Raw genomic sequence first — 13,721 nt, 5'->3', positions numbered from 1 at the left:
CGGCGCGGTGGCCGGGTCCTGAGGTGTCCCCGTGCGGTGCGGCCGTGCAGGCCGTGCCGTGCCGCCGGGCCGTGCCGATGCGGGGCCGCGGGGCGGTCAGCGCCCCACCGCGTACCCCTGCATCCCTCGCGGGTTGGCGGCCGCGGAGAGCAGTCCCGTGGCCGGGTCGCGGGCGACGGCGCAGAGCCGGCCCTCGGACCAGGCGTCACCCACCTCGACGTCGTGACCGCGGCGGCGCAGGTCCTCGACGACGGCGGGATCGGTGCGGGACTCGACGACGACGCGGCCGGGCCGCATGCCGCGCGGGTAGAAGGAGCCGGGGAAGGACTCGTTGTGCCAGTTCGGGGCGTCGACGGCGCCCTGGAGGTCGAGACCGCCGCGCACCTGGGCGCGCTCGGCGACGGCGAGGAAGAAGTGCAGCTGCCACTGGTCCTGCTGGTCGCCGCCGGGGGTGCCGAAGGCGAGGACGGGGACGCCGTCGCGCAGGGCCAGGGAGGGCGTCAGGGTGGTGCGGGGGCGGCGGCCGGGGGTGAGGGTGTTGGGGAGGCCCTCGTCCAGCCAGGTCATCTGGAGGCGGGTGCCGAGCGGGAAGCCGAGCTCCGGGACGACCGGGTTGGACTGCAGCCAGCCGCCGCTGGGGGTCGCGGCGATCATGTTGCCCCAGCGGTCGACGACGTCGAGGTGACAGGTGTCGCCGCGGGTCCCGCCGTCACGGGCCACGGTGGGTTCGCCGACGCCCAGGGCGCTGAACTCCGGCTCGTCGTCGGCGATCAGGTGCGCCAGGGCGGCCAGCCGCGGCTCGCGGCCACCGGGGCTGCCGGGGCGCAGCTCGAGGGACGCCTTGCCGGGGTCGACCAGGCGGCGGCGTTCGGCGTTGTAGCCGGCGGAGAGCAGGTCGGCGAGCGGGACGCCGTCGGGGTCGGCGTCGCCGTACCAGGCCTCGCGGTCGGCCATGGCGAGCTTGCAGCCCTCGATCAGCAGGTGCAGGTACTCGGCGGAGGCGTACGGCGGCAACGCGTCGGGAAGCAGCGCGAGTTGCTGGAGGAAGGCGGGGCCCTGGCTCCAGGGGCCGGCCTTGCAGAGGGTCCAGCCGCGCCAGTCGAAGGTGGCCGGGGCCTCGTACGTCGCGGACCAGGCGGCGAGGTCCTCGGCGGTGAGGACGCCGGTGTGGTGTTCGCCGCTGGTGTCCAGGGTCGGGCGGGCGGACTGGCGGAGCAGGGCGCGGGCTATGAACCCCGAGCGCCAGATCTCCCGGGCCCGCTCGATGCGGGCGACCCGGTCCCCGCCCGGGGCCTCGGCCTCGGCGAGCAGCCGCCGCCAGGTGGCGGCCAGCGCCGGGTTGCGGAACAGGGTGCCGGGGCGCGGGAGTTCGCCGCCCGGCAGGTAGACCTCCGCGGAGGAGGTCCAGTCGCTCTCGAACAGCTCCCGCACCGTGGCGACCGTCTGGGCCATGCGTTCCACGGGCGGGTGTCCGTCCTCGGCGTACCCGACGGCGTACTGGAGCACGTCCGCGAGCTCCTTGGTGCCGTGGTCGCGCAGCAGCACCATCCACGCGTCGAAGGCGCCGGGCACGGCCGCCGCCAACGGGCCTGTTCCGGGGACCAGTTCGAGGCCGAGTCCGCGGTAGTGGGCGGCGCTCGCGGCGGCGGGGGCCACGCCCTGCCCGCACAGCACCCGCACCTCTCCCCCGGCGGGCGCCAGCAGGATCGGCACCTCACCGGCGGGACCGTTGAGGTGCGGTTCGACGACGTGCAGCACGAAGCCGGCTGCGACCGCCGCGTCGAACGCGTTGCCGCCGTCCTCCAGCACGGCCATCGCCGACTGCGAGGCGAGCCAGTGCGTGGACGACACCATGCCGAAGGTTCCCTGGAGGGTGGGTCGGGTGGTGAACATAACGCCTCTCACCTCGCTGTTTACGTGTCGGGTCCCGACTGATGGGCCCTCAGGGCGGGCCCTGGGGAGAATCTGGGGAGTTTGCGCCGGCGGCCTCCCCTCGCTCCCCCAGAAGGTTGTCGATCGCCCTGCGCCCCTTCTTCCCCGCCTCCGGCATGAAGTGAGCGTAGTGGTCGAGGGTGATGGTCGGCGACGAGTGCCCGAGCCACTTGGCGAGGGTCACGACCGATTCGCCTGCCTCGAGAACGAGGGACGCGTACGTGTGTCTCAGCACGTGAAAGCCGTCCTTCGGGGCGGCTTGCCACTGCCACCGCTTCGCCCCCTTTACTTGCGGCTTGATGACACCTGCTCTGGCCAGAGCGGGCTTCCAAATCTCGGTGTTCCACGTGTTGGCGGCGATTGCATTACCGTATTTTGTCGTCAGTACGAGACTGAATTTTTTCCGCTCCCTGTCACTCTCCGGGCCACCCCACGGCAATTCGATCTCACTGCCGGGGTAGGTCCGCACGTGCTTCCGCAGCTCGTCAGCCACGGAGCGCGGCATGTCCACGACGCGCGTCTTCCCGCCTTTGGGAAGTGTGTAGTATTTACGTCCGTTTAGTATCTGGACTTGTCGCCGAATATTGAGGACTCCACGCCCATAATCGATGTCGTCCAGGCTGAGCCCGAAGACTTCCCCTTGACGCAGGCCACAACCAAGCCCTAGAACTACAGCTATACGGTGCCGCTGGCTGATCTCATCACGCACTTTCCGTGCCGTCGCCTCGGGCCACGCCTCGCGACGCTCATCGGGCAGCTTCGGCCAACGGACCGACTTGGACCTCATCGGGTTCCGAGCGATGCGCTTGTCATCCACCGCAGTCTCCAGGACGCTCGACAGCGCTGAGAGAATGCTGCGGGCGTACTGCGGGGAGCAAGAGGATTCGAGCTTGACTACGTAGGCGCGGAGTTCAGCCGCAGAGACCTTGTTCAGGGGCATGCCGCCCAGGTGCGGCACCACGTGCAGGCGCATGCGCTGCTCAAGGCTCGTGCGGGTCTTGGCTGCCCCCCGTACGCCCGGCATCCAGAAGGTTTCGATGTACTCGGCGAGCGTCAGAGAGCCGTCACGCGGATCGACGAACTCACCCCGCTCTTGATCGGTACTCGACTGCCGGAGCCATGATTTCGCATCCTCCAACGTGTCGAAGGAGCGGTCCCTGACTCCGGGTATCCCTCCTACTCGATACCTCTTACCTTTACCATAGCGCTCCGTGCGCTCGCGCTTTCCACTGATCGGGTCTTTTTTCTTCTTGACCCATCTATCCTCAACATAGCCAGCCAATTACAGATCCCCTCCATTTCCTCGATCGACTGCAGCGCACATCGGCGCCATGTATTTGGCTTTGGAGTCCCCACACAAAACCCAAAGCCGCCGATGACCTTCGTCCGGCTCAGCCGCCACAGGGTTTTCCATATCGCGTCACTTGGATCGCCAAGGGCCGCGTTTCCGTCAGGCATCGGACACGCTGCTGGACCGCTGTTGAGCAACGGCTTTCAACGGGCTCAGAGAGGTGTTGGAGCGAGAGTCGGCCAGCTCCTGTTCTCGGATCCAGGCATCGAGGGCTTCCAGCCGATACATAACGCGACCACGACGGCCCATGCGGAAGCTCGGCGGTCCCTGACGGCGGTGGCGCCAGACATAAAGGGTGTGGGGCGAGAGGCCGAGGTAATCGGCGGCGCCCTTCACCGTCAGGAAGGCGGTGCGTACGAGTGGAGAGGCAGCAATAGGGGCAGGCAAGGGTCGTGCAGGCATCGGAGGCTCTCTGGTGAGGTACGGGAGAGGGAAGCTCGGCTGGGCGGCAACTGATGCTCCGCCGGCAGTTGTCCAGTTATCGCATGCACGTCGCACGGCGGCCGAGCTTCTCCCATGGTCCTGAGGATCACCGGTTTGGGTAACCGGCGATCCCGCACTAGAATGCGCCGCTCACGCATACCTCTTCCGCGAGCTGATCAAGGTTCGCTTGCTTCGCCGCACGTTTCCAGCCCCTTCCGGGATCAACGTGTCTGCCGTCGGCGAACCACCCTGCCGACGCCGGAGTCACCGAGGCCAGTTGGGCGATCCCAGGAACTCGCGCAAGCCCTGGATCCGATGCTCCGGCGGTTGCCATTCGGCCAACTCCGCCAGCGACTTCCCCACGCCCACATCTTGACTACATATGATCGCAATATTGCGTGACGGGCTCACTCGATGCCTGACATCTGGGGGAATCGGCGTGGAAGCGAGCGAGGCGGCCGCAGCAGGGATGCGGTCCTCAGGAGATGCGGACGTCCGCGTGTCCGCTGAGCACCTCACCAAGCTGGCGGGCGATCTGGACGCCATGCAGGATCACCTGGACAAGCAGGTGAGACGCATGGACGCCGTGGTGGATCGGATCGAGAAGCGTTGGCAGGGGCCGGCGGCAACGGCATACCGGAAGTTCCACCGGGCCGCCGCCGAGGATGCCGTCCGGATCCGTGAGGTGCTCAGGCATCTGGAGCAGGCGGTACGCATGAGTCGTGACGGGTTCTCCCAGCGTGACCTCGACGTGCTGGAGCAGATGCGGCAGATCCAGGTGGATGTCGACAGCGAGGTAGGCGAGTTGTCCACTCCGGCTGCGGTGGAGAGTCCGTCCGGGGTCCCTCGCAGCGCCCTCGACTCGTACTGATCGGTCAACCGCGGCGAGCTCTCACCCTTTTCGCGACCGTGTGGAGGTTATTGTGCCGACCGGAGCCGACTCCGGGGACCGGATATCCGTTGCCTTCTCCTCGCTCGAGGAGTTGGCTGGAGAGTTGGAAGACATTCTCCGCCAGCTCAACAGCAAGCTGGGGGAACTGTACGAACGTGTCCAGCCTGTCGTCCTCTCCTGGGAGGGTGAGGCGCGGGAGGTCTTCGTCGACAAGCTCGATGACTGGGACCGTTCCGCCCAGGACCTCGAGGCTGCCCAGAAGTGGCTGCACGAACTCGTGGTGACCGGGCGGACCAACTACATGCTTGCGCACCAGGCAGTGCTGCGAGGCTGGGGGGCGGGCTGATGTCGACACCGCCGTCGTCCACGCAGGACGGCACGATCGACGTGACCCCTGCCATGCTCTGGAGTGTGTCGTCCGGTGCCGCCGGCCAGCAGGACGTCATGCACCGGGGGATCAAGGACTTCCTCGTCGAGTTAGGGCGTTACCCGGACGGCGGCGGCAACGGAACCGCCGTGGCCGAGTTCACCAGAACGTACAAACGGGTTGGCGATCGATTCCTCGATGTGTGGGCCAAGTCCGTGGTCAGCGTGGGCGGCGCCGCTGTGGGTTTCACCGTCACGGCGAACAATTACTCCAAGGCCGATGCCGCGACTCATCCGGACCCGTCCCACCAGCCGGCGACCCAGCCCCCGCCGGTCGTCATCGACACACCACCGGACTACGGGCCCATCACCGACTTCAAGTGGGGCGACAACGACGATGCCCAGAGCTTCGTCCAGAAGGCGCTCGAAGACGTCGAGGACGTGGTCCTCGACGTCTTACGTCCACTGCTGGAACACGCATGCCGTTACGGCAGGGCCGCGGAGATTCTGCCGCTCCCGAACCACCATCGTCTCAACTCGGTCTCCGAGACGTGGCGGATGCCCCAGTCCACCCTCACCATGGCCGGCGATGGTCTGACCGGACTTCTGAGCAGCATCACGGACCAGCAGAACGGCGAGTGGTACCACGCCATGCGCACCTTCTGCAGCACGTTGTGGGGCACCAGCGCTTGGGGGCAGAACCACCACGGTTACAACTGGGAGAACGACTCCGCGAGGTCGCCGCAGGGTGCCAACCACCCAGTGTTCGCCGTCCTCTTCGACACCTGCGAAGTAATGGTCGACGCGGTGTACCATTTCGCGCTCGCCGCACAGGACGTCCGTTCCGACCTCCACCGCATTTACCGGAAGGCGGTCCTGGACAGCATCCCGGACGCCCTCAAGGCGATCGACCTCAAGGACGGAGTGGACCTCAAGGACTTCAAAAACATGGGCAAGGGCATGTGGGACCTCGGCAAGGGGTTCTTCAGGGACCTGTCCGTCGGCATCGTCCTCCACCTGGACGAAGAGGCCATGAACCAGGCGGTCGACGAGTACGAGAACCGCGTACGCCGACAGGCCGTTCGAGTGCAGGCCCTTCTGGACCCGCTGGAAGAGGCATACCTGAGTGCTCCCTCCTACAACGCCGAGGAGGCCCGGGCCGAAGCCTTCGGGGCACGCGCTCTGACCGAGTTCAAGGGCAACCCCCTGTACACCGTGCCCGGGGACAGCGAGGACAACCACCGCTTTCCGATCGACCTGGCCAACCAGGAAGGGATACACAACAGCCACGTCATCGACAAGCACGTGGGCAAGACGGACGAGCAGCTGGCGCAGCGGCTCCGCGACCAACCAGGTATCAACGCCGCCTCAACGTTCACGGACCTGGCCTCCGCGCAGAAACTGACGCAGGACGCCATGGAGTTCAAGGGGCCTCCCGCGGGCTCCGGCCAGATGAACGCAGGCGTGGACAACCAGGCGAAAATCGAACAATGGCTGTCCCGGCCTCGTTCCGACTCCTCGATCCTGCGCCTGGACGCTGTCGAGTTCACCGGTGCGACGGGACGTACGGTTGACGCCGGCAATCCTCATGCGGGTGCCGCTCAGGACACACACCATGTACGGGTCGTCCTCAAGTACAAGAACGGCCTCGAACCTCCCTACGTCGTCTACACGTCTATGCCGGAATTGCCCTGACCACCAACGGAGACCCCCTATGCCTCTGAGGCCGAAGATGCTGCCCCTGCCACCCTGCGCCGGCGAACGCTTCGATGCCCGTCACAGCTTTGCCGCGTTGGCATCCTGGCGCGGCGGCGAGTGGCCACACGCGGTTGCGGAAATCGTCCGGGAGCACCCCGTCCTTCGGAGTGTCGAACCGGAAATCCTGGCCGAGCACACTCAGGAAGTACTGTCCCCCTCCGGAGCCCTGGAGCTGGCGACCCTCATCTCAGCAGGGTCTCTCCTGACCCCTCGCGCCGACGCTCTCTCCCTTCGAACGCCGGACCCCAGTCGGGAAAGGTGCCTTCGGCAGGTTCTCGAATGCCTGGGGGAAGGAGCCAGGTACTTCACCAACCACGGCGAGGCTGAAGAGGAGAAGGACGCCGACTTCCTGGCAACGGCCTTCTTCGCCGATGCCATCGCCGGGCCGACCATGGACATCTGCCTCATCGGTGTGACAGACCAGAGGCTCCTCGTCCTCTGGCGGTTCGAGGAGGACTGACCCCCACAGGCCCATCGGTAACCGCTTCAGAAAGGCACGCCGTGCGCACCCGTTCCGCCACCTACCCCGATCGTGAGACCGCCCAGTGGGCCACGCAGCAGGTCGTGACCGCCAACGAACAGGTCATCCACCGCTGGCTCGCACAATCTGCGCGCTCACGCCTGACGATCGAGGCGTCCTGGCCGTCGCGGCACGAGCCAGTGGGCAGGGTTCTGCTCCAGGCGATGATGCTGGCAGGCCGCGAGCCCATTGAGGTCCGGGCTGCACGCGTCATCCTCAAGCGGGACGAGAGCCGGCCGCACGGCTTCACCGTGCACTCGACCTTCCCCGTCTACCTGTAACCAAGCCGACCCGAAAGCTGTGCCTCTCATGCCCCTGGACCCCTTCGACCACGACCGACGCTTCGGGGAACTGGACCAGGTGATGCGCGCCTACCTCGGCCAACCCGCTGACGACACCGCCGACGAACCCAGCCACGCGCTCACCGCCTACCTCCGGCACACGTGGCACAACCGACCGTGGGCGATCGCTACCGGGGAACGGCAACTACGTGAATACGCCGACAACCCGCCCGGCCGCCTCCGCATGCGTCTCGGCGAGTTCTATGCCGTGCCCGACGTGGGACTGCCGGAGCCCGATGTCCAGCAGTGGCTGTACCTCCTCGCCGACCACCTCAAGCGGAGCATCATGGAAGGCAAGGTCCCTCCTCCCAGCCCACCGACGACTCGCTGGGAATGGCATGCCCAGTTCCCCGAACTGGGACAGTTCCTTGGCGGTTGGTACTCCCAGGAAATGCCCGACGAGTTCGGCAGTCATGAGGAGGCGACGGACGACTACCGGCGCACCACCAACAGCCAGTTGGTCGCCAGGCTCGTGGGCGAGATCACCGAGCTGCTGGCGATGAACCTCGACGACACTGACATCGCTCTGGGTCTCGCAGAGCTCGGGATGGAGGTCGATCCGCCCACCCCGTACAGTCCCGCTGCCTGGCTCGCATCAACCGCTGCCCGGCTCTCCTCCCCGACCACTGAGTACGGCCCATCTCCCAAGCGGTAGCACGAACTGCCCGAAGTCTCGCGCTGCGAGAGTCCGTCTCGTGACCGCCACCTACTGGGCGGCATACAGAGAAATCCGCGTATCTTGCTGTTATTCCTTCTTCCGCGTCCTGGCCGCGGTCGAGGTCGGCCAGCCCGGCTGACCCACCGCAGATTGGACAGCCCCTCAAAGGATGTTCCACTGGAACTCCTGATCGCCCCGCCTTAGGGCCTCCACCCGCCTCTGTACCTCGACAAGGCTGGTCGGCGCGTGGTGGACCTTGCGGGCGTTGGTAGTGATCATGCGTAGTTCGCGCAGGCTGGCGAGGACGGTGTAGCCTGGCCAGGAGGTGACGTCCCAGCCGTAGGCGTCGGCGAAGCGGCGGTAATGGTGCGGCCCGTAACCGAAGCGGCGGCAGTGGACTTCGACGGTGACCAGGTCCCATTCGGGTTGGCCGTAGGCGACCGTGTCCCAGTCGCATAGCACCGCCCTGCCGTCCGGGGCGTGGAGGGCGTTCCGGTGCTGGGGGTCGCCTTGGATCAGCCCGGGCGCCAGGGGGAAGCGGATGTCCCGGAGTTCGGCTGCGAGGCGGTCCGTCTGCGCTTCCATGAACCGGATGGCGTCCGGGGGCAGGCAGGTTATGGCGGACAGGGAACATCGGATGGCTGCGACGTTGTCGTGCTCGGGGAAGCCGAGAGGCGGCAGGGGCAGGGCGTGGAGTTCGCGGAGGGGCTGGGCCAGTTGCTCGGCCTCGACGGGCTGCTCGGGCTGGGGCAGGTAGGTCCAGAAGGTGACCGCGTGGCCGTCGACGAGGACGGGTTGGTCGACGGGGTGGAGCGGGACGGTGGGGAAACCGGTGGCCATCAGTCGTCTGACGAACTCGACCTTGCGAGTCACATCTTCGACGCGGGAGCCCTTGCGGGCGATTTTCGCGACGACCTGTTCCTTCTCCAGCAGCACGACCGCGTTGGTGTGGCCGCGGAGGAGGCGGGAGCCCCGGCTGTCGAGGCCGGCGGTGGCACACGCCCGTTCCAGGATCAGGTGCATCTCGGGCTCGTTGTAGCCGCCGGGGGCTGGTGCCATCTCTCTCATGCGTTCCAGGCTCGCGGATACGTGGCCGAGTGTCACATCTGGCCGGGTGGAAGGGCGAGAATCTCGCGGAGTTCCCGCGCCGCGCGGCTGCCGCGAACGCGGGGCGGCAGGACTTCGACGACCTCCCGCGCTCGTTCCTCGACGATGGGGGTCCGATGCGCCGATTCCGTCCGTAGGAACGTGGCGGCCGCCAGTTGGCATGCTTCCTCGGTGCTGTGTTCGTGGGCGAGGCAGAGGGCCGCCTCGAAGTGGAGCAGGGCTGGGTCGATGCCGGTCTTTTCCGGGTACAGGGCGAGCGCGCTCTCTTGGACACGTCGGGCTTCGGCGGTCCGCCGGAGAGCGGTGAGTGTGCCGCTCATGTAGAGGAGAAGGCGCCGCTCGGGAAAGGCGAAGGCGTCGTTGCCCGTGTCCGTTCGGGCGTGGCTTCGTTCGAAGATCTCCGTGGCCTGCCGGAGGGCGGTTTCCGCTCCTTCGGCGTGGCCGAGCTTCGCGAGGGCCCGTGCTTCGGCGGCAGAGGCGAAGGCGGCGGTGGCGGTGGGCCGGTTGCGGCAGAGGATCCGGGCCTCCCTGGAGAGCGCGACCGCGGCTTCGATAGGGCCGTAGTGGTACGGGAGCATGGCGGCCTGGGCGCGGACTCGGGCACGCAGCTCGGTGTTTCCACTGTCGTCGGCCGCGTTGCGAGCGGTGGCGTACCAGGATTGTGACTGGCGGAGGTGCCCGAGTTTCATCAGGGCGTCGGCGATCAGAGTGGCGATCATCGCCGTGAGTTCGGCGAGCCGGACCTGTACAGAGGCCGGCTGTCGGTGGGCGGCCAGGTCCTCAACCTCGGACAGGTGGCCCAGCAGAATCTCGATCATCGGCGCGGGCGGCGTGTAGACGTACTGTTCGCGGGCCCACAGCAGTTGCTCGTCGAGCAGGTCGAGCTGGGTGGGCGTCACGGTGCCCACCGCGAGGGTGCGGTCGACCGAGCGCCGGGCGGCGTCAATCTGCTGCTCGAACGAGAGAGGAACCGTGTCCGCCACCCGTCGCGGGGAGACCGCGGGGGTGGTCTGCGGGGATCTCCGCGCCGGTACCCTCTCCTGAGTCGCTGACGCTTCGGCCGAGGAGGGCTGGCTGCTTCCGCGCAGACCTAGGTCCTGGGCCGTGGTCGCGTAGAACTCGCACAGCAGGTCCACGGTGGCCGGTCGGGGCTGCCGGCCCTTCTCCCAGTGCCCCAGTTGGTCACCGTCCGCCCGGGGTGCTGTTTCGTACCGCACTCCGAGGGCGTTGAGGCCGTCGGCGGCCTCCTGCAGGGTCAGCCCTCGCGCCAGGCGATGGGCGCGGAGCAGCGTCACACCGCAGTGGGTGTGGATCCGGTGGGCGGTTTCCTGGACAGGCTCTCCGCGGACGGCGGCGTCCTCGCGTAACCGCTGAGCGCAGGACGGACGGTGCGGCTTGTCGTCCAAGGCACCTCCTCCAAGTCGCCCTGCTCGTACTCCCGGCAGCGTAGCGGGCGGGCACTCCCCCATCGGCGGGATCAGTGACTGATTCGACGGCTCGGTGACCGGATCAGTCACCTGCGGGCGAGAAGTGACTGATCGGCGAAGGGTGACTGTTGTTCGTCGGTACCGGTGGGGCGAATCTTGCTGCTCCCAGAAGCCCGACGAACCGCTCGTCGGCCGGTGCGTGGAACGCCCGGTCGCCGGGCCTGCGGTCGCTGTCGTCTCCGGTCGGATCCTGCGGCGGGGAGGCGGTGATCGTCCCCTACAGGGAGGTGGATCGATGACGTCCTCGGCGTACCGCATGGTGCTGGCGGAGCTGGCCGATGGTCAGGGAATCGAGCGCGCGGCGATCGAAGTCGAGAGCACGCCGGCGTCGGTACGCGACGCGCGGTCCTTCGTCCGGCAGCAGCTCTCCGGTTGGCGCTTCCCCGAGTCGGGGGACTTCACCGAGGGGGTCGTGCTGGCGGTCAGCGAGCTGGTCACCAACGCGGTGGTACATGGCCGGACCCGGCCGGCGGACGACAGCGAGCACGTCGGCATCGCGCTGGCCCTCAAGCCGGGCAGATCCCTGGGTGTTCTGGTCACGGACAACTCCGGCGGGGCGCCCGTGGCGACGGTTCGGCCTGACCGGCACGCCACATGTGGCCGCGGTCTGAAGCTCGTCGGCGCGGTGGCCGACTACTGGACGGCAGCGCCGCGCGAGAGCGCCCAAGGGTCCATCGGCAAGGGCGTTTGGGCCGTCTTCCGTTGCCCGGAGTCCGCTGAGCTTCTCCCCCGATCGGCGTGATGTCCATGTCGCCGAAGGACCGTCGAACCCGCCGTCTTCCTGTGACACCGGAAGTCTTCATGCCGTGTGCAGTCGACGCGCAGAGGGGCCGTCCGAAGGGCGCCCCGCCACTCCCGACACGACTACGGGCGCTCGCTGGCGTCGCTCCAGTAGGTGGGGTCGAGCATCTCGCCGGGCCAGGCCGGCTGGCGGATCGGGCCTCGCGGGCCCATCTGCTGGAAGTACGGGGCGAGATCCAGGACGGGGGTGCCGTCGACCGCGTCGAGGTCAGTGACGTGGAGATCGCGGCCGTCGACGTCGAGCAGGCGCGGGAAGCTGATCGCGAGCTGGTTGGGGCGGCGGTGGTTGCGGTGCACGAAGGTGCCGGTCGCCGGCCAGCGGGCATCACCGCGCGGGCTGCGGGCGTGCATCTGTACGTCTTCGGGGCGCGCCCGGTGGAAGCGCCAGGTGACGGTGAGGTGCGAGAACTCCTCGATCCCTTGAAGGGTCTCCAGCGGGTACTCGTCGTTGAGCCGGATGATCGAGCGGACGCCGCCCTGGTAGTCGTCCAGGACCTTGGTGTGGCCTCCGACCACCGTGGCGATCGAACTGACCTCGTAGCTGGGCACCGTTCTTCCCTCTCCATCCCTCTGGCTGCCGGCACGGCCGGACGCCCCGCAGCAGGGCATCGCCGTGATCGGGCGTCAGCTTATGGCTCGCAACGTCTCCCGGGCACGGCGGTCGAGCTCGGCGATGTGACGGCCGCCGCGGCCGCGCACGGGAGACAGGTCGCTCCGCATGCGGACGATGACATCCCGGGCGCGTCCGGACTGCACTCCGGTCATGGCGTCCAGAGCGCGGCTCCACGTCGCGCACGCCTCATCGACGTGGCCCTGCTGCACCTGTACGGCGCCGAGGTATCCGAGGGTCACGCTGTGGGTGCGGGCGTAGAGCTGGCGGCGGCGGGTGGCGACGCTGCGCTGGAAGTGCTTCTCGGCATCGCGCGGCATTCCCAGGTCCCGCAGCGCGCAGGCGGTTTCATGGGCGAGCGAGGCTTCCTGGAAGAAGCTGACCCGGCCGGGCTCCTCCTCGGCGTCTGCGCGGGAGAGGTCCCGCTCGGCTCGGTTGATGGCGGCGAGGGTGCCGGCGCGGTCGCCGCCGGCTGCCAGGGCCCGGGCGTGGACGACGGCGAGCAGTGCCTTCTCCCGTGCGGTGGCCTGGCCGTAGCGGTCCGGGGACATGGACGCGTCGGCCAACTCAAGGGCCTGGCGGGGATGGCCGAGGTCAACGGCTTGGTGCGCGAGTGCTCGGAGGATGTGGCCGGTGAGCGGCCCGTCCCCGGCTTCGGCGGCGATGCGGGCGGCGAGGGTGAGGTAGCGCTGCGCGGCACGGTGCTCGGAAGCGTCGAAGGCCATCCAGCCCACCAGGTAGGTCATCTCCGCGACGGCAGAGTACGTGTCACGGCGCAGGCGTTCGGTCGTGAACCGGCTGCTGAGCAGGGGCGCGGCCTCATCACGGAGGTGACCGACGAGGGCCGAGCGGCCGGTGGCGCCGCCACGCTGCTGATCCCTGGCGGAAAAGAACGTAGTCAGTGTCCGCAGATCCTCGATGTCGGCGGTCGTAACGGTCTTGCGTGTCACCGCTTGGCGGGCCTGGGCGGCGGCCGGAGCGTCGGCCCACCAGGTGGCGGTCGGGACGGCCAGCCCGGCAGCGGAGTAGGCAGCGGTCGCCAGCAGCTTGCGTCGGTGCATGTCGAGGTCGTCGCTTCCCAGTTCGGCCAGCGCGGTCAGTGGATCGACGCTCCAGTCGGTGTCGCTGGGCGCAGGGCCGGCAGGGCCGTCACCAAGTCCCAACTCCTCCCACGTCAACCGACGGCCGAGCTTGCGGGACAGCGTCTCGCACAGGATATGCGGCGCCTGCCCACTCGGCCGGGTGCCCTGGATCCACATGGCGATGTGCGAGCGGGAAACGCCGAGCAGTTCGCTCGCACCGCTCTCCCTGGCCACCCGGACGAACGCGGCCGCGGCTGCGGCCTGGGACCACCCGGCCTCGGCAAGTCGCGAGGCGAGCGCGGTGTTTCGGGCTCGCGCCATGAAGCGTCCCTCGGGTCTGAAGTGATCTTTGACGGCTTTGACAGCCTCGCGGGCCGGGCGAGCGTTCCTCCG

Annotated in this window: 14 protein-coding genes; 7 read left to right on the top strand and 7 right to left on the bottom strand. The window is 68.1% G+C overall.

The annotated features are described in order from the left end of the window. Positions 1-96 precede the first annotated feature (96 nt). The 3 genes from Sfr03f_RS06515 to Sfr03f_RS06505 all read right to left on the bottom strand — a co-directional run bounded on the left by Sfr03f_RS06515 (position 97) and on the right by Sfr03f_RS06505 (position 3,685). Positions 97-1,893 (bottom strand): gamma-glutamyltransferase family protein, encoded by a 1,797-nt coding sequence (locus Sfr03f_RS06515; protein WP_108952710.1) that lies wholly within the window; start codon positions 1,891-1,893, stop codon positions 97-99. 49 nt (positions 1,894-1,942) lie between these two features. Further along, the gene (locus tag Sfr03f_RS06510; RefSeq protein ID WP_108952709.1) at positions 1,943-3,214 is read right to left on the bottom strand and encodes a tyrosine-type recombinase/integrase; all 1,272 of its coding nucleotides are present in this window, start codon (positions 3,212-3,214) and stop codon (positions 1,943-1,945) included. 168 nt (positions 3,215-3,382) lie between these two features. Next, positions 3,383-3,685: a helix-turn-helix transcriptional regulator gene (locus Sfr03f_RS06505; RefSeq protein WP_108952708.1), complete on the bottom strand. Its 303-nt coding sequence runs from the start codon at positions 3,683-3,685 to the stop codon at positions 3,383-3,385. Positions 3,686-4,175: 490 nt separating this feature from the next. On the opposite strand from Sfr03f_RS06505, the gene Sfr03f_RS06500 reads away from it, so the two are divergent. From Sfr03f_RS06500 to Sfr03f_RS06475, 6 genes are read left to right on the top strand one after another with little or no spacing between them, the layout of a single operon-like run. Continuing rightward, entirely contained in the window at positions 4,176-4,577 is a 402-nt protein-coding gene (locus Sfr03f_RS06500) for a WXG100 family type VII secretion target (RefSeq protein WP_108952707.1), read from the top strand. Positions 4,578-4,629: 52 nt separating this feature from the next. Beyond that, the gene (locus Sfr03f_RS06495) at positions 4,630-4,944 is read left to right on the top strand and encodes a WXG100 family type VII secretion target (protein ID WP_108952706.1); all 315 of its coding nucleotides are present in this window, start codon (positions 4,630-4,632) and stop codon (positions 4,942-4,944) included. Further along, complete coding sequence (locus tag Sfr03f_RS06490) at positions 4,944-6,659, top strand: RNase A-like domain-containing protein (RefSeq protein ID WP_159105567.1); 1,716 nt, start codon at positions 4,944-4,946, stop codon at positions 6,657-6,659. The genes Sfr03f_RS06495 and Sfr03f_RS06490 overlap by 1 nt, the downstream gene beginning before the upstream one ends. Positions 6,660-6,678: 19 nt before the next feature. Then, positions 6,679-7,182, top strand: coding sequence for a hypothetical protein (locus tag Sfr03f_RS06485; protein WP_108952705.1), 504 nt, complete (start codon positions 6,679-6,681; stop codon positions 7,180-7,182). A 41-nt stretch (positions 7,183-7,223) separates the two neighbouring features. Beyond that, a complete protein-coding gene (locus tag Sfr03f_RS06480) occupies positions 7,224-7,523 on the top strand; it encodes an RNase A-like domain-containing protein (protein ID WP_108952704.1) in 300 nt (99 codons plus the stop codon). Positions 7,524-7,551: 28 nt separating this feature from the next. Next, positions 7,552-8,238, top strand: coding sequence for a contact-dependent growth inhibition system immunity protein (locus Sfr03f_RS06475; RefSeq protein ID WP_108952703.1), 687 nt, complete (start codon positions 7,552-7,554; stop codon positions 8,236-8,238). A gap of 165 nt (positions 8,239-8,403) precedes the next feature. Here the strand turns inward: Sfr03f_RS06475 and Sfr03f_RS06470 are convergent, their stop codons facing one another. Both Sfr03f_RS06470 and Sfr03f_RS06465 read right to left on the bottom strand, forming a co-directional pair. After that, entirely contained in the window at positions 8,404-9,309 is a 906-nt protein-coding gene (locus tag Sfr03f_RS06470) for a phosphotransferase family protein (RefSeq protein WP_108952702.1), read from the bottom strand. 32 nt (positions 9,310-9,341) lie between these two features. Further along, positions 9,342-10,754, bottom strand: a complete 1,413-nt coding sequence (locus Sfr03f_RS06465) for a helix-turn-helix domain-containing protein (protein WP_245967426.1) — start codon at positions 10,752-10,754, stop codon at positions 9,342-9,344. Positions 10,755-11,070: 316 nt separating this feature from the next. On the opposite strand from Sfr03f_RS06465, the gene Sfr03f_RS06460 reads away from it, so the two are divergent. Next, positions 11,071-11,577, top strand: coding sequence for an ATP-binding protein (locus Sfr03f_RS06460; protein ID WP_108952701.1), 507 nt, complete (start codon positions 11,071-11,073; stop codon positions 11,575-11,577). A 122-nt stretch (positions 11,578-11,699) separates the two neighbouring features. Here the strand turns inward: Sfr03f_RS06460 and Sfr03f_RS06455 are convergent, their stop codons facing one another. Beyond that, complete coding sequence (locus Sfr03f_RS06455) at positions 11,700-12,185, bottom strand: SAM-dependent methyltransferase (RefSeq protein ID WP_108952700.1); 486 nt, start codon at positions 12,183-12,185, stop codon at positions 11,700-11,702. 75 nt (positions 12,186-12,260) lie between these two features. Next, positions 12,261-13,649: an NsdA family TPR-like regulatory protein gene (locus Sfr03f_RS06450; RefSeq protein WP_174721536.1), complete on the bottom strand. Its 1,389-nt coding sequence runs from the start codon at positions 13,647-13,649 to the stop codon at positions 12,261-12,263. Positions 13,650-13,721 lie beyond the last annotated feature (72 nt).

This window comes from Streptomyces fragilis (assembly GCF_003112515.1).
Lineage (GTDB): Bacteria > Actinomycetota > Actinomycetes > Streptomycetales > Streptomycetaceae > Streptomyces > Streptomyces fragilis.
This window is presented reverse-complemented; position numbering and strand designations above follow the sequence as displayed.

Bases quoted from the DNA above. Each gene is read 5' to 3' on its own strand.
- Sfr03f_RS06515 (WP_108952710.1), bottom strand. From the start codon at position 1,893: ATGTTCACCACCCGACCCACCCTCCAGGGAACCTTCGGCATGGTGTCG.
- Sfr03f_RS06505 (WP_108952708.1), bottom strand. From the start codon at position 3,685: ATGCCTGCACGACCCTTGCCTGCCCCTATTGCTGCCTCTCCACTCGTA.
- Sfr03f_RS06500 (WP_108952707.1), top strand. From the start codon at position 4,176: ATGCGGTCCTCAGGAGATGCGGACGTCCGCGTGTCCGCTGAGCACCTC.
- Sfr03f_RS06490 (WP_159105567.1), top strand. From the start codon at position 4,944: ATGTCGACACCGCCGTCGTCCACGCAGGACGGCACGATCGACGTGACC.
- Sfr03f_RS06485 (WP_108952705.1), top strand. From the start codon at position 6,679: ATGCCTCTGAGGCCGAAGATGCTGCCCCTGCCACCCTGCGCCGGCGAA.
- Sfr03f_RS06475 (WP_108952703.1), top strand. From the start codon at position 7,552: ATGCCCCTGGACCCCTTCGACCACGACCGACGCTTCGGGGAACTGGAC.
- Sfr03f_RS06470 (WP_108952702.1), bottom strand. From the start codon at position 9,309: ATGAGAGAGATGGCACCAGCCCCCGGCGGCTACAACGAGCCCGAGATG.
- Sfr03f_RS06460 (WP_108952701.1), top strand. From the start codon at position 11,071: ATGACGTCCTCGGCGTACCGCATGGTGCTGGCGGAGCTGGCCGATGGT.
- Sfr03f_RS06450 (WP_174721536.1), bottom strand. From the start codon at position 13,649: ATGGCGCGAGCCCGAAACACCGCGCTCGCCTCGCGACTTGCCGAGGCC.